This is a genomic window from Vibrio splendidus (assembly GCF_002873455.1).
Taxonomy (GTDB): domain Bacteria; phylum Pseudomonadota; class Gammaproteobacteria; order Enterobacterales; family Vibrionaceae; genus Vibrio; species Vibrio splendidus_J.
Genome location: NZ_MCUN01000012.1, coordinates 125,651 through 147,915 on the forward strand (window position 1 = coordinate 125,651; position 22,265 = coordinate 147,915).

The 22,265-nt window shown below is 44.8% G+C and carries 18 protein-coding genes; all 18 read right to left on the bottom strand.

Annotated elements, in window-relative coordinates:
- The 18 genes from fliG to flgH all read right to left on the bottom strand — a co-directional run bounded on the left by fliG (position 1) and on the right by flgH (position 22,234).
- Entirely contained in the window at positions 1-1,062 is a 1,062-nt protein-coding gene (fliG, locus tag BCU75_RS12060) for a flagellar motor switch protein FliG (RefSeq protein ID WP_076678098.1), read from the bottom strand.
- Entirely contained in the window at positions 1,055-2,797 is a 1,743-nt protein-coding gene (gene fliF / locus BCU75_RS12065; RefSeq protein ID WP_102473998.1) for a flagellar basal-body MS-ring/collar protein FliF, read from the bottom strand. The genes fliG and fliF overlap by 8 nt, the downstream gene beginning before the upstream one ends.
- 16 nt (positions 2,798-2,813) lie before the next feature.
- Complete coding sequence (gene fliE / locus BCU75_RS12070; protein ID WP_004736198.1) at positions 2,814-3,125, bottom strand: flagellar hook-basal body complex protein FliE; 312 nt, start codon at positions 3,123-3,125, stop codon at positions 2,814-2,816.
- Between the two features lie 132 nt (positions 3,126-3,257).
- Entirely contained in the window at positions 3,258-4,667 is a 1,410-nt protein-coding gene (locus BCU75_RS12075) for a sigma-54-dependent transcriptional regulator (RefSeq protein WP_102473999.1), read from the bottom strand.
- A 32-nt stretch (positions 4,668-4,699) separates the two neighbouring features.
- On the bottom strand, positions 4,700-5,731 hold the full coding sequence (locus BCU75_RS12080) for a sensor histidine kinase (RefSeq protein WP_198592583.1): 1,032 nt from the start codon (positions 5,729-5,731) through the stop codon (positions 4,700-4,702).
- Positions 5,732-5,916: 185 nt separating this feature from the next.
- On the bottom strand, positions 5,917-7,383 hold the full coding sequence (locus tag BCU75_RS12085) for a sigma-54 dependent transcriptional regulator (protein WP_102474000.1): 1,467 nt from the start codon (positions 7,381-7,383) through the stop codon (positions 5,917-5,919).
- A gap of 228 nt (positions 7,384-7,611) precedes the next feature.
- Positions 7,612-8,022, bottom strand: coding sequence for a flagellar export chaperone FliS (gene fliS / locus BCU75_RS12090; RefSeq protein ID WP_004736194.1), 411 nt, complete (start codon positions 8,020-8,022; stop codon positions 7,612-7,614).
- Positions 8,023-8,034: 12 nt separating this feature from the next.
- A complete protein-coding gene (locus BCU75_RS12095) occupies positions 8,035-8,340 on the bottom strand; it encodes a flagellar protein FliT (RefSeq protein WP_102474001.1) in 306 nt (101 codons plus the stop codon).
- 3 nt (positions 8,341-8,343) lie between these two features.
- Positions 8,344-10,371: a flagellar filament capping protein FliD gene (gene fliD, locus BCU75_RS12100; protein ID WP_102474002.1), complete on the bottom strand. Its 2,028-nt coding sequence runs from the start codon at positions 10,369-10,371 to the stop codon at positions 8,344-8,346.
- Positions 10,372-10,393: 22 nt separating this feature from the next.
- Positions 10,394-10,819 (bottom strand): flagellar protein FlaG, encoded by a 426-nt coding sequence (gene flaG / locus BCU75_RS12105; protein ID WP_004736191.1) that lies wholly within the window; start codon positions 10,817-10,819, stop codon positions 10,394-10,396.
- Positions 10,820-10,899: 80 nt separating this feature from the next.
- On the bottom strand, positions 10,900-12,030 hold the full coding sequence (locus tag BCU75_RS12110) for a flagellin (protein WP_004736190.1): 1,131 nt from the start codon (positions 12,028-12,030) through the stop codon (positions 10,900-10,902).
- 618 nt (positions 12,031-12,648) lie between these two features.
- The gene (locus BCU75_RS12115) at positions 12,649-13,782 is read right to left on the bottom strand and encodes a flagellin (RefSeq protein ID WP_004736189.1); all 1,134 of its coding nucleotides are present in this window, start codon (positions 13,780-13,782) and stop codon (positions 12,649-12,651) included.
- Between the two features lie 700 nt (positions 13,783-14,482).
- Positions 14,483-15,619: a flagellin gene (locus tag BCU75_RS12125; protein ID WP_102474004.1), complete on the bottom strand. Its 1,137-nt coding sequence runs from the start codon at positions 15,617-15,619 to the stop codon at positions 14,483-14,485.
- A 423-nt stretch (positions 15,620-16,042) separates the two neighbouring features.
- Positions 16,043-17,233 (bottom strand): flagellar hook-associated protein FlgL, encoded by a 1,191-nt coding sequence (flgL, locus tag BCU75_RS12130; protein WP_076678107.1) that lies wholly within the window; start codon positions 17,231-17,233, stop codon positions 16,043-16,045.
- Between the two features lie 9 nt (positions 17,234-17,242).
- Positions 17,243-19,123, bottom strand: a complete 1,881-nt coding sequence (gene flgK / locus BCU75_RS12135; RefSeq protein WP_076678108.1) for a flagellar hook-associated protein FlgK — start codon at positions 19,121-19,123, stop codon at positions 17,243-17,245.
- 220 nt (positions 19,124-19,343) lie between these two features.
- Positions 19,344-20,261: a flagellar assembly peptidoglycan hydrolase FlgJ gene (gene flgJ / locus BCU75_RS12140; RefSeq protein WP_102474005.1), complete on the bottom strand. Its 918-nt coding sequence runs from the start codon at positions 20,259-20,261 to the stop codon at positions 19,344-19,346.
- Positions 20,262-20,271: 10 nt separating this feature from the next.
- Positions 20,272-21,363: a flagellar basal body P-ring protein FlgI gene (locus BCU75_RS12145; protein WP_017106350.1), complete on the bottom strand. Its 1,092-nt coding sequence runs from the start codon at positions 21,361-21,363 to the stop codon at positions 20,272-20,274.
- Positions 21,364-21,457: 94 nt separating this feature from the next.
- A complete protein-coding gene (gene flgH, locus BCU75_RS12150) occupies positions 21,458-22,234 on the bottom strand; it encodes a flagellar basal body L-ring protein FlgH (protein ID WP_102474006.1) in 777 nt (258 codons plus the stop codon).
- Positions 22,235-22,265: the final 31 nt, after the last annotated feature.

Here is a 22,265-nt window from a genome sequence, read left to right on the forward strand (position 1 = left end):
TTAAAGGAACTCGTCGGCGCCACCAGACAGCATAATCTCGCCACTGTCTGCCATCTTCCTCGCAATACCCAATATCTCTTTTTGAGCCGCTTCCACGTCGGAGACTTTTACTGGCGGCATCGCCTCAATGTCATCTCTCATCATATCGGCAGCACGTTTAGACATGTTCTTGAAGATCTTCTCACGTAGACCGTCATCAGCACCTTTAAGCGCTTTCTGTAGAACGTCTTGTGGAACATCACGCAGCAGTCGTTGAACACCTTGGTCATCAACTTCGATAAGGTTTTCAAAGACAAACATAAGATCTTGAATCTGCGTTGCCATATCTTCGTCTTGATCACGGATTTGATCCATCAAGACGCCTTCCACGTTATTGTCCATGTAGTTCATGATCTCAGCCGCCGCTTTCAGGCCACCAATTTTGGCAGCTTGAGCACCCGCTTGACCCGCAAACTGTTTCTCCATGATTTCATTCAATTCAGCAAGAGCCGAAGGTTGAACTTCTTCAAGGTTAGCGATACGCATCATCAGATCCAGACGAACTCTTTCCGGGAATTGAGACAGAATTTCAGCCGACTGATCAGAATCGAGGTACGACAACACAATGGTTTGAATCTGAGGGTGCTCGTTGATGATGATACTCGCCACCTGACGAGGATCCATCCACTTAAGTGAATCCAAACCTTTCGAGCCAGTACCAAGAAGGATTTGGTCAACAAGGTTATTCGCCTTGTCTTCACCCAAAGCAGCGACTAGCGCATTACGCATGAAGTCTTCACTACCCATACCAATGTTGGTGTATTTCTGAATATCGTCTAAGAAGGCTCGGTGAACCGCACCTACCTTTTCTTGGGATAAATCAGTAGCTCGCGCCATGGCACTACCCACACGCTGAACCTGCTTTGGCTCTAGGTGACGAATAATACCAGCAGCGTCTTCTTCATTTAAACTTAGCAGCAAGATCGCAGCGCGTTCGTCGCCTGAGATAGAACCGATATCCACGCTAGAGACATCAAGCACTTCACCGCCTTCCGTTTGTTGTGGAACTATTTCGTTAGCCATCTACCATCCAATTCTTAACTACTTGAGCTGCTAGCTCTGGTTCATTCGCTACAAGTGCACGTACTGCTTTCAGTACGTCTTCGTCTTTATGAAGGTTAGGTAAGTCGATGCTTGAACCAAATTCAAACAGCTCACCACCTTCAATATCACCACCAATTAAGCTGGTTTCACCGTCGGCACCAATTGGCATACCATCAGGGCCGTACATTTGATCATCGTCGTCCGCTGCAGGGTTAAGCAGTTTCTTCATTGCAGGGCGAACAAGGACCAATACCACAACAATGATAACCAACGCACTCGCAAACCAACGTACCCAATCATTGAAGTTTGGATGCTCCCAAATTGGCACATCAGCGACAACATCTGTCACTTGTGGCGCAAACTGCATGCTTAACACATTGAGTAAATCACCACGATTTTCATCAAAGCCAACAGTACCGATCAGTACCTGACGAATCGCATTGATTTCGCTCGCAGGGATTGGCGTGTGCACCACTTCGCCCGTATCAGGGCTCAGTGATTGACGGTCTTTGATCGCCACCGATACTGTCTGGCGGTTAACCGTACCACTCTGTTTACGTTCATGGCTGATGGTTGTGTCTAATTCAAAGTTTCGGGTCGCTTCTTTGTGAACCGAGCCTTGCCCCGTCATTGAACCGTCTTTCATCTGAGCAACATCTTGGGGAATTGAAGCATCAGCAGGAGGCTGGTTACTCAAAGCGCCAGGAATACCAGCTACAGTGTTGCCGTTATTGTAATCTTCTAACGTGTATTCACTTCGAGTCGCTGGCGTATTCGGATCAAAACGTTTTCTCGTTTGTTCCACAGCACTAAAATCAAGCTGAATATCAACCTGAGCGGTATAGTTACCAAACCCAAGAATAGGAATTAGGATAGAGTCAATTTTTTCACGTAGCGCTTGCTCTTGATTACGCTCTAATTCATGTTCTTTACGACGTGCTGCGGACATTGGGTCTTGAGAGCCTGAACTCAGCAATCGGCCATGCTGATCAGTCACTGTAATACGTGAAGTTTTCATTCCCGGAACGGCACTAGCGACCATATCCACAACAGAATCAACTTCTTGCTGCTTAAGGTTGTTACCCGTTTTAAGAGTTAGAAATACGGAAGCGGAAGCTTCCTGATTGTGACGTACAAAGACACTCTGCTTTGGTAACGCAAGTAAAACCTGAGCTTTACGTACCTGTTTCATCTGCTCAATGGCTTTCGCAAGCTGTCTTTCACGGCTTAATTTAAGGCGTTCTTGCTCTAAACGTTGTGATACACCAAAACCCATGTCTTGCATGAGAATGTCATCGCCGGCATTTCGCTCTTGGTTCAAACCCGCTCGTACCATATTAAGCTTTAATGAGTTGTACTCACTAGCCGGTACCGAGATAGTGTTACCTTCAAGAGTGTATTCGATCTTTTGCAGATCCAAGTAATCGAGGACGGGGATCAACTCTTCTGTTTCATAAGCCCCTAATGGACGCATTTCTGGCTCTTTCACCCAGAAAAACAGCATCACAATCAGCGCGACACAGATAGAAATAGAAAGGACTAAGACGACCTGACGAAGTAAATCGAGATCACCGACGGCCATATCGAACTTAGAGGAACTGCGTTCACCTAGATCGGGGTTTTGCCCTTCTCCATCAAGCTCAGAACCTGCAATGAGTGCGTGGTCATTGCTATCGCTTACGGTTAAATCTGTTGTTTGACTATTATCTGCCACTATTTAATTACCCAACTTATACCGGCATATTCATCAGCTCTTTGTACGATTCGACCAATCTATTTCTGATTTGGATCGTCGCTTCAAAAGCCACACTAGATTTATTACGAGCAATCATCACGTCCGATAGAGACACGCTTTGGTCGCCACTATCAAAACGAGCTTGAAGATCACCTGAGGTCTTTTGTAATGAGTTCACGTTATTAATGGCCTGCGTCAGCATATTGCCAAAATCTGCACCGACCGCTTGCCCCGTTGCAGCAGGACGCGCGCTAGCAGCTTCAACCATCATTGCCTGCATTTCGCCTTGTAAACCATCTATTCTCATCTACTACCTCAGGAGTCAAAATTATGACTATCTATTTAGCTGTATTATTGAAAGAGCAATTAGCGTGCCACACATTAAATTGACTAGATATCGTATTACACTAGTCAGAAAGCTGACACTACTAATCTATCCTCAGTTTGGGATATCTATTCCAGCATCGCGCATTTTCGCCAACTTATAGCGCAATGTACGAGGACTAATGCCCAACTTTTCTGCCATTTCTTTACGTCGGCCATTACAAGCGATCAACGTCTCAAGAATAATCGCATACTCTTGATCTCGAAGCTCATTTCCAAGCCCTTCGCTAGCAGCCACAATTTTACCAATCGGGTTCGCTTCAGCAATCGGCTTAATATCTGGCGCAGCAACACTGTTACCTTCAACAATTTGCTGTAGGCCACTTGCGTCTTGCCAATCGACACCTTCAAGTAAGATGTGCTCACCTGAAATATTTTCTTGCTCACTCAAAATAAGAGCGCGCTGCACGACATTATCTAGTTCACGCACATTACCCGGCCACGGATAATTGACAAGTTTAGTGATGGCTTGCTCGGACAGAACAGGAACTGGCATGCCAAGTTTGGTGCAATGACGCTCAACCAAATGTTTCGCAAGCGGTTCAATATCACCTTTACGTTCACATAGTGCTGGCCAAGTAATTGGAAATACATTCAGGCGGTAGTATAAATCTTCACGGAAATTCCCCTCAGAAACATACTGCTTTAGGTCGCGGTTACTGGTTGCCAGAACACGGACATCCAGTTTGATACTCTTACGGCTACCAAGACGTTCAACTTCGCGCTCTTGTAACACACGCAGCAGTTTCGCTTGTAGGCTAAGATCCATTTCACTGATCTCATCCAGCAAAATAGTACCGCCTTGAGCTTGCTCAAATTTACCAGGACAAGCTTGAATAGCACCAGTAAATGCGCCTTTATCGTAGCCAAACAGTGTTGCTTCCAACATGTTATCTGGAATCGCGGCGCAGTTAATCGCAACAAACGGACCGTCTTTGCGGCTCGAAGCGTTGTGAATATAGCGAGACATGACCTCTTTACCTGAACCACTTGGCCCTAGCACCATCACGTTGGCATCGGTTTTAGCCACCTTGTCGGCCAACATCATTAGCTTGATGCTTTTCTCATCGGCAACGATGGCATCACCATTATCATCCGACTTTACGGGAGCATAACGGCTCACCATATTGAGCAGTACTTCAGGCGCAAATGGCTTTGCCATATAGTCTATCGCGCCCTCTTTCATTGCGGCAACGGCGTCTTCAATGTTGGCATACGCTGTCATCAACAATACTGGTAGATTTGGCCAATGCTGCTTGATGTTTCTTAGCAGTGCTAAGCCGCCCATACCTGCCATCTGTACATCAGAGACAACAATATCAACGGAGTTCGATTTCAATTTTACCAGAGCATCTTCCGCACAATCCGCTTCTAGCCATTCATAGCCAGCAAGCGCGAGAGTGTCGACAAGGGCTTCGCGTAGACCTTCATCATCTTCGACGATTAACACTTTGCTTTGAGCCATAGGATTCTCCAGTGTAAATTCAGTTAAACTTATTAGTCTTCAGTAGAAGCGCTTCTTTCCAGCGGCAGGCACATGGTAAAACACGCGCCATCCCCCTCTTCTGATATCAATTCCAGTCGACCTTCATGTGCTCGACAGACCATTTGTACAACGGCTAAACCTAGACCCGTACCTTGCGAACGAGTGGTAAAGAAGGGTTCCATAATTTTACCTTGAAGCTCTTTCGGTACGCCGGGGCCACTGTCTTGTACGGATATCTTAAGCTCGCCGTTTACGGGCCTAAAAAAAACATCAATCTGCGATTCTTTACCCGCAATTTGAACCGCGTTCAAAACTAGGTTGCTCAGAGCAGAAGCTATAGCGTTAGCATTGCCAAACATCTGAGTCTCTTCGCCTTCCACTTCCTGGCAGTAATCAATCTGGTTCGATTTTAATGCTGCTTCCACCATTGGGTGAAATTCAGTGATCAGTTCAGCGACGGTAAATGGCTTCACTACCTTGTTATCGCCACCTTTAGCAAACAACAGCATGTCATTCACTTGCTTCTCTAAGTCATGCAGCCTATCCATAAGCTTAGATTGAAAGCGCGTTTTTGTTGCCGGCGGCAGGTTTGGCGCGGCAAGATTTGATGCATACAGCATCGCACTAGAGAGCGGCGTGCGAACCTGATGGGCAAGCGAGGCCACCATTCTACCTAATGAAGACAAGCGCTGAAGGTCACTAACGCGAGACTGCAGTAGACGAGTCTCTGTCAGGTCGGTGATCAGAATAAGCTGACCAGTAGTAGAGGCTGAAATCGCCAAACGCACTTTACGCCCGTTCTTTAGTGAAATCTCATGCCCATCATCGTCTTTAGGGTCAAAGGCACTTTGAATCACCGAAAACCACTTCTCACCAACTAACTCAACACCAAGAATACGGTGCGCTTCTGGGTTAGCTTCTCTTACTTCCCCATGAGTATCTAATAAGATGACACCAGCAGGCATCACATCAAGCACTTGCTTATAGCGCTCAACCTGCTGTTCAACTGAATCTAGGTGTGATTGATTTTCTGATTCGTGCATGTCAAAAATTTGCCTCAAATACTAAAACAGCCTGACACGTAAAACACGCGTCAGGCTATTTGCTATATTTATCACATAGTTAAGCAAGCAACAACTCGACTATGCCCTATCTACTATCTCAATCAAAACGATGTTTTAACTCAACACCCGTCTTAATTTGATACCGCTGAACACGAATCTGAGCTCTATCGCTGTAGATTATACTTACGCATTTTTTCAACCAGAGTGGTTCTGCGCATTCCAAGCATGTCTGCAGCACGGGCAACAATGCCACCCTGCGCTTCCAAGGCTTGGTTAATCATGTTCACTTCCATATCCGCCAACAGCTCTTTCAAATTAACACCTTCTGGTGGTAACTCTTGAGGCGCATTCGCGTTATCGGCAAGATCATCTTGCTGATCAAAGCTGAAATCTTCTGAGAACAAATCAGAAAGTGCATCACGTTCTTGCTCTTCTTCCGACACAAAGCGATTAAATTCAGGCTGGAACTCAGGGATATCACTGTATCTATATTTAGTGGGTAGATGATTCACATCAACCAAGCTATTCGGATACAGGATAACCATCCGCTCAACGAGGTTCGCTAGCTCACGAACGTTACCTGGCCAGTAGTGCTCCATCAAAGAATTGATAGCACGAGCGGTAAAGCAGATAGGCATGCTGCCTTCCGCTTCCATTCGAGTCATTAGTTCTTGAAGCAACAGGGGAATATCTTCTTTACGGTCTTGAAGCGCCGGCATTTCAATCGGGAATACATTCAAGCGGTAATAAAGATCTTCACGGAACGAGTCATCGTCGATCATATCTTCAAGATTACGGTGGGTTGCCGCAATCACACGAACGTCAGCTTTAATGGTGCAGTTACCACCTACGCGCTCGAAACAGCGCTCTTGCAGCACACGCAACAACTTAACTTGCATTGCCATTGGCATATCGCCAATTTCATCAAGAAACAGTGTGCCACCTTCAGCCAATTCAAAGCGGCCTTTTCGTGCGGTAATCGCACCAGTAAATGCGCCTTTCTCATGACCAAACAATTCACTTTCGAGTAAATCTGGTGGAATAGCACCACAATTGACTGGCACGAAAGGCCCTGTACGGCGCTTAGAGTGATAGTGAACATTACGCGCTACGACTTCTTTGCCGGTACCAGATTCACCAAGAATCAGCACGTTCGCTTCCGTAGAAGAGACTTGTTCAATTAAGTGACGTACTTCTTGAATGCCAGCACTTTGCCCTACTAGGCTGCGAAACAGTGTGTTCTTGCGTGCCGAAGACACCACTTGAACACCCTTGCGGCCTAAGAAATCTTTACAGTGCCTTAATGCATCACTTAATTGCGGGTAGTTAAGAGGAAGTTCAAGCTCACCAACATAGTTAGTTAGCTCGTCAACCGGGTGATTGTTTTTACCAATCACCAGTAAAGGGATGTGATTGGCGTGAACAAGCTTTTCATTCAGTAATGCGTTGAAGCCTTTACCTTTAATGGTACCAATAATGCAACCGGCCCACTGTAGTGACCAGTCAACTTTACGTGCTTGTTCAGAGCTGATTACTTCGCAGCTCTCTCCTACAAACTCTAATATTGTGCTTAAATTGTGACGATCTTGAGCGCTATCGTCGACGACAAGCAGTTTTGCCAAACCTTGCATAAGTAGGAATTATTGCCTTTATTTTGGTGCGATGCAGAAAAACGGTGAGCGACGTAATCGATAAAACAGAGAAAAGTATCAATGATTATGGTCTACGTGGACAAATTAAGGAAATCAGCAACGAAAAAAGCCATTAGGCTATCTAATGGCTTCTATTTTATTTGATTAAAAAAATAAGGCAACCAACCAATTAAGGGATATGAGATTGGTTAAAACAGCAGTTTTTCTTTAAATACCTACGTCAGCAGACGTCAAGTTGTGATATTCGTTCGGAATTTGGTCCCAAGCGCTCTTAATTTCGCGGATAATATCGATAACATCATCAATAGGCTGTGGGTCATTTTTGTGATTTGCCGCAGAAATTTGCGTGATCATGAACTCATAAAGTTGATCTAGGTTTTTCGCAATATCGCCACCATCGTCCATAGACAGGCAGCTACGTAGGCTAATAATGATATCCAGAGCCTTACCAAGTCGCTCGCCTTTCACTGGGATGTTGCCCGCTTGCATTGCAGCTTTACCTTGAATCAAGCGCTCGATAGCACCTGCCATTAGCATTTGTACAATTTTATGCGGTGAGGCAGCTGTTAGCTGACTATCCACTGATACCTTTTTATATGCCTGTAAAGAACCGCGCATAGTAAACCTCTTTTATAAAAACTTTTTGTATTGTTGAACTGATTTAGCACCATGACGATATTTGTGTAGGGTCTTACCTACTCGACTCGTCTCAGACTGCATCAATTCGACTAATTTTCTGGTTCTGGTTATGGCTTCAAACCATTCAGAACTTTGCTTAACGTCGGGGTGTGAGTCGATTATTTGAAGCACGTTTTGCAATAACTGTTCTCTGTTATCGACAAGCCGCGTTATTTCTTCAGCATTAATTTCATTAAATTCAAGCTTAGAGATAATTAATTGATCGAGTTCACAAAGCTCTTGTAGCTGGTTGTTCATCTATTAGCCCAACGCATTCATCATACTTCCCAGCTGGGATTGCATCTTGCTAGTCGCATCTTGCATGGCAGTAAACTTAGAATGTGTACGATTTTCTAGACTATCCATGCGGCGATCGAGTGAACTTTGGTCATCAACCAAGCGGTAGTTTTGTTCGACTAAGCTCTTTTCTCTAGTACGAATCGAACCGGTGATACCTGTGATACCTTGAATCGCATCTTCCACTCTTTTGGCGAAACCGTTGTTGCCGCCAAAGAACTCACCCAACTTATCGAAGTTATTGTTAAGTTGACGGTCAAGCATGTCGTAGTTAATTTCTAACGAGCCTTGCCTTGTGGTCGTGATACCAAATTCGGTCAAAGATTTGAGATTGTCAGGCGCACCTTCAATACTTGATGAGAACACCCCTTTCAGTCGCGAGTCGGCATTACGTACAGTACTGTCGCCAGAAAGCGGCCCTTTTTGACCAGTCGTTGGATCAACGCCCGCCAAGTTCTTAGACACTTGATAAAACTGATTGTAAGAGTTAACGAAAGCTTCAATGTCTTGGCGCACACTATTACGGTCGTACTCAACACCGATTTCGGCCGGTGGCTTATCTTTTGGCGTTTTGCCTTTCACCGTAATATCGATACCTTCAACGGCATCTTCAATCACATTGTTATTACTAGATAGCTGAGCAACGCCGTCTAGAACGACCATTGAATCTTGCCCTGCCTGAACTTCAGCCATACCGCTATAGGTATCAAAAGACTGTTGTGCTTGTTTGAGGTCAGCTTGCGCTTTATCGACTTTCTCTAAAAGTTCACGCTCTTCAGGTTCTAATTTCGCACGCTCAATTTTTTTGGCTTGTTCCGCGGTCAATTCGCCTTTTTGAACTTTCTCAGCCAGATCGGCTTTTTCTTGTGAAATTTGATCTTCGATACGCGCTTGTTCAGCTTCAAGCTTTTGCTGAGCTTCTTTCGGCGTCACGTATGAATCGGTCAGAGTTCCCGAGGCAGCATTTGACCACCCAGGCACATCGGGCGCTTTCTCTATCGCTTTTTCATCAAGCTCAAGTTCTGGTGTGTAGTAAGAATCTAAAAGAGTTCCTGAGGCTGTTTCAGTCCAACCTGGGATATTGTCTTCGGGCATCACAGACTTTGACGCCTGAGCTGCGTCTAGGGCAGCTTGACCATCGGCTGCAGCTTGCTCGCCGTAGCTAAGACTTTGAGAGTCTCCGTCAACATCCGAGGCAGAATCTGTTTGGGTTGCAGGGATAACATTGCCGTCTTCATCGAGTTGTTCACTCGCATTTGGGTCATCGTTAGCGATCGTTTCATCGATGAGTTCAACGGCTTTTCCTGCAGGGGTTAGAGCAAGAACATCTTGAGCAGCAAGGCGCGCTTTCTCAAGCGCCTTCACGCGCTCTTCTAGAGTTTTGTATTCGAGTTTTTTTAGAGGGTTAGCAGCATCAGACTCTACATTAATGCTGATCTGCTGATCTGAACCAGACTGGTTCGAGGCAACAATAAGTCGTGGGCCTTCGACATCATTGATAATAGATGCACGAACGCCTGGATTGCTATCCGCGCCGTTTATACTGCTAACGACATCGATAAGTTTCGATCTGTCGCCAACTTGCACATCAAAGCTGTCATCACCAAGCGAAACCTGCAGCTTACCTGGGCCAAATTTCATGTCCTCTGACAGTACATCAGAAGCCACTTTATGACTCTGGGCAAGCTGCAACACATCGATGGCATATTTGCCAGCGATCGCTTCGGTAGTCGCAGTTGCAGAGACAAGACCTTCATCGGTACTTTCAACTGTTCGCACAGCAAAAGCTTTTTCCTGACGAAAGTTTGTCATCAGGTTTTTCATCGAATCAAGGGATTCTCTGAGTCTTCCATAGGCACTAATGCTGGTATCGATTCGCGTTCGTTCATTATCAATTCGTTGCTGTTTAGGTACACGCTCCGAATCAACAATTTTGCTGACCATGGAATTGATATCCATGCCAGACGAAATCCCCATTGGGCCAAAACTCATTAAATCACCTCAATAATACGACTTAAACCTTCACCTCAAATATTCTACTATTTGAGTTTTGGGCTGCTAAGCGTCTTAGAATTTCAAGCATTTCTTCGTCAGGGATCTGGCGAATAATATCACCGGTTGTGGTCTCATAAATGGTAACCACATCTCTCCCCGACTCTTCATCGACTTTAAAGGCAACACCCTTGTTGAGAGAGGAGATAAACTCGTTTACCTTCTCTACCATCTTGACTCGCTCTTCATCGTTCAACTCTTGTCGATGTTGAGCTAATTGAATCGCCGCTTCGGTAGCTTGCTCTTTCGATTTTTCTACCTTGCCATAAGATGTTGCTTCTTTCAGTCGTGAAGTGCTCGACGCACTACTACCTTCATCGCTTGCAAATTTAATGCCATTAGGTGAGCCATAAGGCTGGATGTTCGATGCGTTGGATGGTATTTCCATAACACTCTCCCTCCCTCCTTTATGAGCCAAACAGTAAAACCCTACCAAAGTAGAGTTTACCGCTACTTACCAAGGTAAGTTTAGCCCAATAAGCTTAGAGCTGCTGATGGTGACTGTTTTGCTTGAGCTAAAATAGAAGTACTCGCCTGTTGCAGGATTTGAGACTTCGTCATTGCCGTTGTTTCTTTCGCGTAATCGGTATCTTTGATACGGCTCTTAGATGCATTAACGTTTTCGTTGATATTGTCTAAGTTGCTGATTGCATGATCAAAACGGTTTTGGAAAGCACCAAGAGAAGCACGGTTACTATCTACAGATTTTAGTGCGCCATCAATGATAGATACCGCTTCGTTCGCGCCAGCAACCGATGTTACGTCAATGTCGTTAACAGTAACGTCTTTAGCTGCACCAATACCTAGCTCACCAGCAAGGCTGCCGCCGAACTCAACATCACCTTCAACTTTTTGGCTTGAAGCGAAAAGTTGCAGTTTGCCGCCTTCACCAACAGACGCTTTAACGTCTTGGCTCTGACCATTGATGTAAGTTGCTAGCTCTTCCATATCGTTGCCTTCCTTTGCAGAAATAGACAACTCTTGTGCTTCACCAAACTTATCGTTGTATTTGATAGTCAGATCAGAACCTGCAGCTACACGCCAAGAAGCATCTTTGCCTTCTGTAACGCCGTAGCTCTTGCCACCCATGTCTTGAGTGTCAGTACGCATGTTATTCATAGTCAGCATTACTGCTTCACCAGAATCTGCACCGATTTGGAAAGATTGGCTGCCGTAAGTACCGTTAAGAAGCTTGTTACCACCAAAAGAGGTCGTTTCAGCAATACGGTTAAGTTCTGTGTTTAGAGCAGAAACTTCTTCTTGGATCGCAACACGTTCAGATTTGCTGTTTGAACCATTTGAAGATTGAAGAGAAAGGTCACGCATACGTTGCAGAATGTTAGTTGACTCATTCATTGCACCTTCAGCTGTCTGTGCAATAGAGATACCATCATTCGCGTTTTTCACAGCCATATCTAGGCCACGGCTTTGCGACGTTAAGCGGTTAGAGATTTGTAGGCCTGCAGCATCATCTTTTGCGCTATTGATTTTATAGCCAGAAGACAAACGCTCCATTGATTTTTGAGTACCTTCAGCCGCGCTATTTAGGTAGCGCTGAGCCGTCATTGCAGACACATTTGTGCTTACATTAATCGCCATAGTTGATCTCCTTTAGGCATTTTTTAATGTACTTATGTGACTCTCACCTCACACAAATACATGTCAATTTTGTTTATGCACCAGTGTCTCTCTCACCTTACATTGGTACATATCATTTCTCTCAATCCCTTTAACGGCCCCTTAATTAGAAGCTTTAATAAAAATTGCGAGTTTTTTCGTATTATTTTCAACAACAAGAAAAAATGTGATCAGGATTCAATTAATAGGGCGACATTCGCTAAAACTTCCCGTCGTCTTAGATTAATGAGCATGGCATTGAATATAAAAATAAAAAAAGATCCCTGACATTTCGTTCAACTCGATTCTGGGATAACGAATAACGGCTTAATTTGTTGATTTACATTCCGTCATTCCCTACAGCGGGGGACGAACGTGATAGGGAATCTCGCTTTTGCTCCTGCTTACCAACATTGCACTTTTCCAAATACACCTTCGCCAAATTACAGGCAATAAAAAACCCAGCCGAAGCTGGGTCTGTTTAGCGCTCATCTCTCACCACGAGCTAATTTGTGGAAGCCTAACGTTAACGTTTATGATCAACAGCGCTTGTGATAAACAACGCTTATAACCAACGTGTCAACGTGGCATTTCAATCGATTAACCTAGTAGGCTAAGTGCCGAGTTCGGTGCTTGCTTCGCTTGAGCAAGAATCGAGCTTGATGCTTGAGAAAGGATCTGAGACTTAGTCATCTGAGTCGTTTCTTTCGCGAAATCGGTATCTTTAATACGGCTCTTAGATGCGTTAACGTTCTCGTTAATGTTGTCTAAGTTGCTGATAGCGTGGTCGAAACGGTTTTGGAAAGCACCCAGTTCAGCACGGTGGCTGTCTACGTACTTAAGTGCCGCATCGATTACTGCTACAGATTCTTGTGCGCCGCCAACTGATGTTACGTCGATAGTATCAACGGTTACATCTTTGCCAGGTTGCATGCCTAGTTCGCCAGCAAGGCTGCCAGAGAATGCCACTTCGCCTTCAACTTTGTTGTTACCGGTAAACATTTGTAACTTACCGTCTTCAGTTACAGACGCTTTAACAGAGTCTTGTTGACCGTTGATGTACGTTGCTAACTCTTCGATGTCGTCGCCCGCTTTCGCAGACACATCGATTTCTTGTGCTTGGCCGAAGTTATCAGTGAACGACATTTTTAGGTCGTTTGCGCCAGCTTGAACGTTCCAGTCTTTGTCTTTCGCGTTCTCAGTTTGGTAGCTCTTACCACCCATCTGAGCGTTATCCGAGCGCATATCTTTCAGTTGAAGCATTACCGCTTCACCGTTATCCGCACCGATTTGGAATGATTTAGTACCGTGAGTACCGTTAAGCAGCTTGTTGCCACCAAAAGACGTGGTTTCCGCAATACGGTTCAGTTCGTCGTTTAGTGCTGTTACTTCTTCTTGAATCGCTACACGCTCAGATTTTGAGTTTGAGCCGTTTGAAGATTGTAGAGACAAATCACGCATACGTTGCAGGATGTTGGTTGTCTCGTTCATTGCACCTTCAGCAGTTTGTGCAATAGAGATACCGTCGTTCGCGTTACGAACAGCAACATCAAGGCCGCGGCTCTGAACGTTCAAACGGTTAGAGATTTGTAGGCCCGCAGCGTCATCTTTTGCGCTGTTGATTTTAGAACCTGAAGCTAGGCGCTCCATTGATGTTTGTTGTGCGCTGTTTGCGTTGTTTAGGTAACGTTGCGCTGTCATCGCTGAAACGTTGGTATTTACATTCACTGCCATGGTGATTTCTCCAATTGATTTTCCGGTATAGCGGTTTCCGACGTCTCGGAAAACCAAGTAGTTCTCTCAAAGTTACATTTAATAACGGCTCAAAATCCCGAAGCTTTAGAAAAACTTTAAAAAAACCACAAATAAAATATTAAATCATTAATTATCAGTAAGTTAAATTTAACACTTTTCTAAAAAGGCGATAGGGGTTAATCGGGTATAAATCTTAACTTGTTCAAAAAATACGCTAACTGCCGTTCAAGTTGGTCAACGCTCAGAAATGATCAATCACCAAAGATCGCAGATGGGCTTAAAAACTGTGCAATTTATCTAGCCAAGGAAAGCATTTGTAACGAATAAAATGGGTTGAATTGAAACTGAAGGTTCAGAAATCTAAAGTTAGAAGCCAGCGGGAAACGCAAAAGACAGGAAAACAAAAAGGTAGAAAGCAAAAAGATAGAAAACAGAGAAATAAAAAACAGAAAGGAAAAAGCCCCTTTTCCTTTGAGAGAACCGGGGCTAGTTGGCAGGTCAGAGCCTGTGTGGAGATCATCGAGAAATGAACACATTTCTGACTCGCCGTTGCATTCTTACCGTAAAAATGAATAGCAGGTGAGAGATGAGAGAGCTAAACACTCATAGTAAGTATGCTTGCCAGTATCCCTTGCTGCATGGCTCACGTCTGAACACGAACAGCAAGTTCAACCAATAACTATTGCAATAGTGTCATTGCAGAGTTAGGCAACTGTTTTGCTTGAGCAAGTATCGAAGTACCTGCTTGTTGCAGAATTTGTGATTTGGTCATTTGCGTCGTCTCTTTCGCAAAGTCCGTATCTTTGATTCGGCTGTTAGAAGCATCTACGTTCTCTTGAACGTTTGCCAAGTTATTAATACTGTGGCTTAGACGGTTCTGTTTAGCACCCAAATCAGCACGCTGTGAATCTACGTACTTCATTGCAGAATCAATCACGCTGATTGCGTTTTGTGAACCTGCAACGCTAGTCAGGCTGATATCTTGAACCGATGTTGCACGGCCTTCACTCTTAATACCTAGCTCAGATGCGAGGCCACCAGAGATCGACATTGCACCGTCAAGGTCAGGTTCAGCAACAAATAGTTGAATGCGACCATCATCGGTAACCGATGCGTTCACAAGATCAGATTGACCATTAATGTAAGTAGCAAGCTCTTCGATATCATCACCCGCTTTGGTATTGATATCTAAAACGATGTCTTCACCCGCTTTGGTTCTGAATTCAAACTTAAGGTCGCTCGCGGTTGGCGGTACTTCCCAGCTTTTATCTTTACCGTTTTCAGAATCGAACGTAGTACCGCCCATACGGAAGTCATCAGCACGAACACTAGTGAGTCCCATAATCATCGCTTCACCAGAGCTAGAACCAATCTGGAAAGATGCTTCACCAAATGAACCATTCAACAGACGACGACCACCAAACGAGGTCGTTTCCGCGATACGGTTTAGCTCATCTTGAAGTGCTGAAGACTCTTCATTAAGCGCTGTACGTTCCGCTGCGGTGTTAGTTCCGTTTGATGATTGAATCGCCAGATCACGCATACGTTGTAGTACGTTGGTTGATTCATTCATCGCGCCTTCAGCGGTTTGTGCAATTGAAATACCATCATTGGCATTACGCATTGCCACGTCTAAACCACGTGATTGCGCCGTTAAACGGTTAGAGATTTGCAGACCGGCTGCATCGTCTTTCGCGCTGTTGATTTTATGCCCTGATGACAAACGTTCCATAGAAGTCGCTAAATCATTAGACGCTTTATTCAGGTAACGTTGTGCTGTCATAGCAGAAACGTTAGTGCTTACATTAATAGCCATTTTGCTCTCCTTATGAGTTCGCAAATTTTCTGCGAAGCGGCCAGCTTTACTCTCATATGGATAAGCACTGACCGTGTATTACTCGCTAAACCCTATGCAAGGTTTAAGATCTGTATAAATCATTGTATGACCAACACAGATACAAGTTATATGCCAAGTTTAATACTGTTTTGATTAATTTTTAATATACATAAAATCAATCACTTAAATTAAAACTTAACTCGATTTGGTTTAACTAGCTTGGGGAACAAAAAGTATCTTCATTCGCCCATTGCCGCTTTTTGCCGCTATTCTCAAACAGATGATATCCTGTATAAAAAACCGGCAAAGGTTGAAGTGATTCGCGCATACGGCATAGCACATATGGCAAAGAATCTAACTTCAATGGTGAGTGTTCGTTCACCACTAAATACCGATTAATTATCAAATATAATTAAACAAGGTCAGGTCTTTGGTTTTACCAAACGCTTGCTGAGAAGCTTGCAATGCTCGTGAGTTTTCATTGAACTCAATGATGGCTTTCGAGTAATCCAAGTCTTCAAAGTTGCTTTTTGCTTTGGCTAAAGACAACTTAAAATCTTCATGCTGTTGCTCTTGAATATCTAGCGTACTTAAACGCGCACCAACATCGGTTCTCGCCTTGGTCAAATGGATAAACGCAGCGTGGAACTCTTCGGTTACTTGGTGCAGTTTCGCTGTTGCTGATGCATCCGATACCGGGTTTTCAGCCTGCTCAGCCGCCTCTTTGAACGTATCAAAGATAGAGAAAGTCTCTCGCGGTTCTAAGGTGATCGAATCACCTTTAGTGATTTGGCCTTTGATTTGGATATTCAGCCCTTCATAGACAATGCCAATCGAAGGATCAAAGTCTTCCGCGGCCACCACTGCGCCATCTTTTTCAAGTTGATAAGCATAATTTCCTGTCTGCATATCAACGAACGTCACTTTATACGTTGACCCATCTTCAGCTGAGTTCGTCGCACGTTCCAAAAGTAATTCAGAAGCAGGTTCAAGCTCGTATTGAGGTTCGTAATCACCAAACGGGTTATCTATTTCCATAAATAACTTGCTGCCCGGATCATTCATCGCCATCTCGAAGCTACTCGCTACACGCATCTTTCGCTGATAGTCATCGCCCTGATAGCTGACGTTACCTTGGTTATCTCTAAAGAAGGGTTGATTCTTCGGCTTAGTACCCGCAAACGTGTAGTTACCCGACTCATCTTGAGAGTTAGCTAGATGCAGAAAATTATTTGATAGCTCTTGGATCTCACGTTTCTTCGCTAAACGGTCCTCTGGAGAAAGCGCACCGTTAATCATTTCCATCACGGTTCGTTTTGCCTCATCAGCAAAACCCTCGGTGTTGGAGACCAATACTTCGTGATGCTCCAATCGATTACGAACCAAGACGATTGCGTCACTATATTGCTTAAGCTGCTCTGATTGCTGACCAATATTTTGTAAATAGTGGGTCGCAAGAGGATCATCACTTGGAGACTGCAACTTCTTACCGGAAGCAAGTTGTGCTTGGTTGTGATGTATTTTGTTCTCTTGACGGCGCAAGTCGTTCTGAACAGATTGGTAGTTGTGGAAGCTAGAAATACGATTCAACATTTATACTTCCTACCTCAAAGCCAAAATAGTATTGAACGTATCATTAGCTGCTTGCATGATGCGTGAAGAAGCCATATACGCTTGCTGAAATTTCATCATATTTGCCGCTTCTTCATCGAGGTTAACCCCCGACACTGAAGCAATACGTTCCTGAGCGGACTCCTTTTCTAAGGTGGCAATGTCGCTTAAGCGATTTGCCGTCGACGCTTTCAGGCCCGTGTTGGTATTCAAGTTGTGGTAAAGGTCTAAAATCGTAGACTCACCATCATTCAAGATCTTACCGGTTTGGAGATCTTGCAGCTTACGCAAGTTACCGTTATCACCCTCTGATGGGACAAGGTTTGCCGTAAATTTATCGTTTGCCACAGCGCCAGAGGTCAACTCGAAAGTCGTGCCATTAATCGTAACTGGCCCTTCAGGTGGGTACGGCTGCGGCTGCATTAAAATATTGCCTTTCGGGTCAGTCACGGCAAACTGCTCACCTTTTGGTGAAACAATCACTTCAAACTCACGCAATTGACCGGCCGCTAAGATCTTGAACCCTGCGGAGCCTTTCGCGAACGTGGTCGATGCCTCATAACTTTGCGCGGCAATATCTCTAGGGTCTTTGGTTTCCATCTGAATCTGAGCTGCAAAGTTACGCGTTGGACGCAGTAACAACTTCTCACCTAATTCAGGCGGGTTTCGAACTTCGACTCGCATGCCATCTAGATAAAAAGCATTGCCAGCTGAATTAGTGCTGACTTTTACCGTTTCACCGTCAGGCTTGGTCACGACATAATCACTACCGTCATACTTTAGGCCATACTCGCCACCTTTTAAGGCCGAGGTGTCATCAATATAAACGGCAACATCAGCCTTTGATTGGCTACCAGCCGTCACGCGTGATTTCGCCACTCGCTCAGAGTTCACATCGGTGAAAATGTCTTGGCCAACACTGCCATTGAGATCTAAACCTTGTGATTGGAGTGAGTTTACTTTCTCAGAGAAAGCCGTCGCTAAACGTCCAAGCTCATCCATGATGTCAGGGATATGTTCATCTCGCATATCGAGCATGGCACCAATTTTTCCGTCGATATCATTACTGGTAATCGGCTTCAAAGACTTACCTTCGACAATCGCTAGTCGACGCTGATGCGTATCAGGTAAACCGTCAACTAGCTTCAGTTGACTTGCTTCACTACCAGAAACCAAGGTATGACCATTACCAATATGGACGTTAAATCCTTCCGCATTAGAGCGCGGCGTTACCGTCACTTTGGTGTAGCCAGATAGCTCATTGATCAGCTTTTCGTGCTGATCTCGTAAATCATTGTGAGGCCCTGGTGTTCGCATCATCAGACGCTGAACGTCACGAATCTCAACCGCAATTTGGTTAACACGTTCTATGCCGACTTCTAATTTTTTGTTCGTAGAATCAGACTGTTGACGTACCGTTTCATGAAATTCATTCAAGGTTTTAGTTACAAGCCCTGCTTTCTCTAACACGACCTTACGCGCACCCACATCATTCGGGGTATCGGCGAGAGTCTTAACAGAATCAAACCACTCATTGAGGTTTTCTGGAATCTTCTTTGAAGCGACCGACGACAACATGCTCGATAGCATATCGAGGTTGGCTTCGGTATCGCCTTTGTTGGCGGCATTGGTTGTCGATAAGTTAAGTTCTTTAACGGCAAACTGATCCCAAGAGCGGCGAACATTTTCCACATGCACACCCATACCGTAGGTTTGCCCACCGTACTGGCGCGGGTCATTCACACCTTGAATCACAGACTGGCGGCTATAGCCCTCTGTGTTGGCGTTAGAAATATTATGACCTGTGGTGTTGAGCTGTCTCTGAGCCGTAAGAACACTTTGTGCCCCTACATTCAGAAGATCCGACGCCATAATGCCCCCAAAAAACTTAACAAAACCAGAATGAACTGATTAACTACAACCGCATATTACTAAGATAAAAGCAATATATGTGCCAATACAAATGATGGAGAGTTAAAATACAATAATTTATTGAAGTGTAAGGAGATAACTATGGATTACGCGTAAGAGCTGAAGGGACGGAGAAGAAAAGAGCCTGCCAGTAGCAAGCTCTCTATGTTGATTGATGACGCTAGTTCATCTCATCAATCTTGGCTTTAACTCGTAAAACCTTGTCTGCATAGTTAGGGTCAGTTGCGTAACCAGCCTGATGAATACCTTTGATGAAATTCTCTGAATTGCCTTGATGCTGTAGCGCCGTTTCGTATCTTGGATTTTCATTCAAGAACTTCACGTAATCATTAAAGCTATCTTCGAAATTAGAGTAAGAACGGAAAGAAGCTGATTCTTTAACGGCTGTTTTACCATGAAACTCAAGCGTTTGAGTCGCAACCTTATCGCCCTTCCAACTTCTGTCTGCTTTGATGTTGAATAGGTTACTGCTGTTGCCCAAAGAGTTCTTAATCATCTTAGAACCCCAACCTGTTTCAAGTGCCGCTTGTGCTAATAGCAGTGACGAATCAACACCGAGTGCGCTCGCCGCTTTTTCAGCGTAAGGCTTCATTGAGGTAACAAACGATTCTGGAGAATCGAAAGATGCTGGTTGTTTAACAGCGGAAGCAGATTGAACTTCAGATGCTCTCTCTTCTGAACGACCTGAATACTGAGGTCTTTCCAGTGAGGTATCAAAACCTTCACTGCGAACCTTGTCTTCTGTCGCATCACTTGCTTGACCCGCGCTTAACTGAGCTACGATCATATCCGCAAGGCCTAATGAACCTGAAGCACTCAACTCACTCGCCATTTGGTCATCTTGCATCTGACGATAAAACTGTTCGTTCTGGCTGTTCAGCATATCTGACTTGAAGCTAGAGTTCGCATCACGCATCGACTTAAACAGCATCGAAGTGAAAATCGATTCAAACTGTTTTGCCGCTGCAGTTAGTGCCTCTTTTTCGCTGCCTTCTTCACCATTTACGGCTTGTTGACGAAGGCGGTCTAAACTACCAATGTCGTGAATAAAGCCGATGTCATTGTTATTCTTAATCATGCTTTATCCCCTAGATAATGATCAATTGACCTTCAATTGCACCTGCTTGTTTCAGTGCTTGAAGGATTGCCATTAAATCAGAAGGCGCTGCGCCCACTTCATTGACTGCTCGAACTAAATCATCCAGCGTTAAGCCCGGCTCAAACTTGAACATCTTGCCATCAGCTTCGGTGACTTCGATATCTGAATCAGGAACCACCACTGTTTGACCACCAGAGAATGCATTCGGTTGGCTCACGTTTAGGTTTTCTTTGATTGCGACCGTCATACCACCATGCGTTACCGCAGCGGCTTTTAGACGAACATGCTTACCAACAACAATGGTACCGGTACGTGAGTTAACAATGATTTTTGCAGAGCCCTCTGCAGGGTCGAATTCAATGTTTTCGATGGCAGAGAGGAAAGCCACACGTTGGCTAATTTCACGTGGTGCGCGAACTTTTACTGAAGTCGCGTCAACCGCAGACGCCATTTGTGGACCTAGGAAATTATTTACCGCATCAGCCAAACGTTGAGCTGTTGTGAAATCTGATTGAATGAGGTTGAAAGTGATGTAATCGCCACGACCGAATGGTGTTGGGATCTCTTGTTCAACCGTCGCACCGCTAGAGATAATGCCGACATTAGGGTTGTTACCGACGATTTTAGAGCCATCGTTACCTTGTGCGCTAAAGCCACTTACCACCAAGTTACCTTGCGCCACAGCATATACCTGACCGTCTAGACCTTTCAGGAAGGTTTGTAGCAAGGTACCACCACGAAGGCTTTTTGCTGAACCGATAGAAGAAACCGTTACGTCAACTTCCTGACCCTGCTTAGAGAATGCCGGAAGTTCAGCGGTAACAATTACCGCGGCGACGTTTTTGGTTTTTGGCTTAGTGCCGGGCGGCAATTGGATGCCAAAGTTTTGCAACATTGCGTTAAACGTTTGATCGGTAAAGGGAGTTGTCTCACCAGTACCCGGCAAGCCTGTGACCAAACCATAGCCGACAAGTTGGTTACTACGAACACCCGCCACTTTTGCCACGTCTTTAATACGCGCAGCATGGGCACTGGTGGCAAGAAATAGCATGCCGAATAGTACGAGTGTGAGTTTTTTCATTGAGTAACCTGTCTGTATTGCTTTAGTTTATAATAGCTTAGCTAAATATGGCTAAATGATAGAGGCTGTCAGTATATCGACACCGCCTTAAGCTCTACAGTGATACATTAAAAAATCGTGCCAAGAATCCAGGCTCTTGCATATCTTTCTGCACACCCGTACCTGAGTACTGAATCCGCGCGTTAGAAACACGGTTTGAAGCGATAGTGTTTTCGAAATCTATATCATCAGGACGGATGGTGCCGCTTAGGCGTATGTACTCATCGCCCGTGTTCAGTGTCATCCACTTTTCACCACGAACCACTAGGTTACCATTGGCTAAGACTTCGATAACTTCAACAGTAATGTAACCGCTGATGCTGTTACTTTGATTGGCTGACGCATCACCCGCAAAGGTGTTGGTGTTGCTCAGATCATAAGAAAAGTTGTACTTGTCGATAGTCAGCTCTTGACCACCGACTGCCAGCGGCTCCATCGTTGCATCGTTCGACTTAGACATGTCTGCGTTGGCTTTTTTGGTCGCTCGAGTATTCTCGTCTAACGCCACAGTAATGATGTCACCAATGCCACGAGGTTTTGAGTCGTCATACATGCTGCCAATGTGGTTAACATTGAACAGTGAGCCAGTTGCTGCTGCGTAGTGTTCTGGTTTTTGCTTTGGGTTGATTGGCGCCCATGCTGGGTCACCAGCAACTGGATCGGTTCGACCACGAAGTGTATCAATAATGCCCGAGCTCTCTTGCGCTGACTTATCACCTTCCACTGCATCAACCACTGTGGTTGCGTTTTCTTCTGCCGGAGTCTCAATAGGATCCAAAACAGAACACCCCGTCATAGACATAAACAGAGCTAAACAAAAAATACGTTTCATGGCGATATACTCTCAGCAGGCAATGGTAAAT

Coding starts and splice junctions, on each gene's coding strand:
- fliG (WP_076678098.1), bottom strand. CDS start 1,062: ATGGCTAACGAAATAGTTCCACAACAAACGGAAGGCGGTGAAGTGCTT.
- fliE (WP_004736198.1), bottom strand. CDS start 3,125: ATGAGAATAGATGGTTTACAAGGCGAAATGCAGGCAATGATGGTTGAA.
- BCU75_RS12075 (WP_102473999.1), bottom strand. CDS start 4,667: ATGGCTCAAAGCAAAGTGTTAATCGTCGAAGATGATGAAGGTCTACGC.
- BCU75_RS12080 (WP_198592583.1), bottom strand. CDS start 5,731: ATGCACGAATCAGAAAATCAATCACACCTAGATTCAGTTGAACAGCAG.
- BCU75_RS12085 (WP_102474000.1), bottom strand. CDS start 7,383: ATGCAAGGTTTGGCAAAACTGCTTGTCGTCGACGATAGCGCTCAAGAT.
- fliS (WP_004736194.1), bottom strand. CDS start 8,022: ATGCGCGGTTCTTTACAGGCATATAAAAAGGTATCAGTGGATAGTCAG.
- BCU75_RS12095 (WP_102474001.1), bottom strand. CDS start 8,340: ATGAACAACCAGCTACAAGAGCTTTGTGAACTCGATCAATTAATTATC.
- fliD (WP_102474002.1), bottom strand. CDS start 10,371: ATGAGTTTTGGCCCAATGGGGATTTCGTCTGGCATGGATATCAATTCC.
- flaG (WP_004736191.1), bottom strand. CDS start 10,819: ATGGAAATACCATCCAACGCATCGAACATCCAGCCTTATGGCTCACCT.
- BCU75_RS12110 (WP_004736190.1), bottom strand. CDS start 12,030: ATGGCGATTAATGTAAGCACAAATGTGTCTGCAATGACGGCTCAGCGC.
- BCU75_RS12115 (WP_004736189.1), bottom strand. CDS start 13,782: ATGGCAGTGAATGTAAATACCAACGTTTCAGCGATGACAGCGCAACGT.
- BCU75_RS12125 (WP_102474004.1), bottom strand. CDS start 15,619: ATGGCTATTAATGTAAGCACTAACGTTTCTGCTATGACAGCACAACGT.
- flgL (WP_076678107.1), bottom strand. CDS start 17,233: ATGTTGAATCGTATTTCTAGCTTCCACAACTACCAATCTGTTCAGAAC.
- flgK (WP_076678108.1), bottom strand. CDS start 19,123: ATGGCGTCGGATCTTCTGAATGTAGGGGCACAAAGTGTTCTTACGGCT.
- flgJ (WP_102474005.1), bottom strand. CDS start 20,261: ATGATTAAGAATAACAATGACATCGGCTTTATTCACGACATTGGTAGT.
- BCU75_RS12145 (WP_017106350.1), bottom strand. CDS start 21,363: ATGAAAAAACTCACACTCGTACTATTCGGCATGCTATTTCTTGCCACC.
- flgH (WP_102474006.1), bottom strand. CDS start 22,234: ATGAAACGTATTTTTTGTTTAGCTCTGTTTATGTCTATGACGGGGTGT.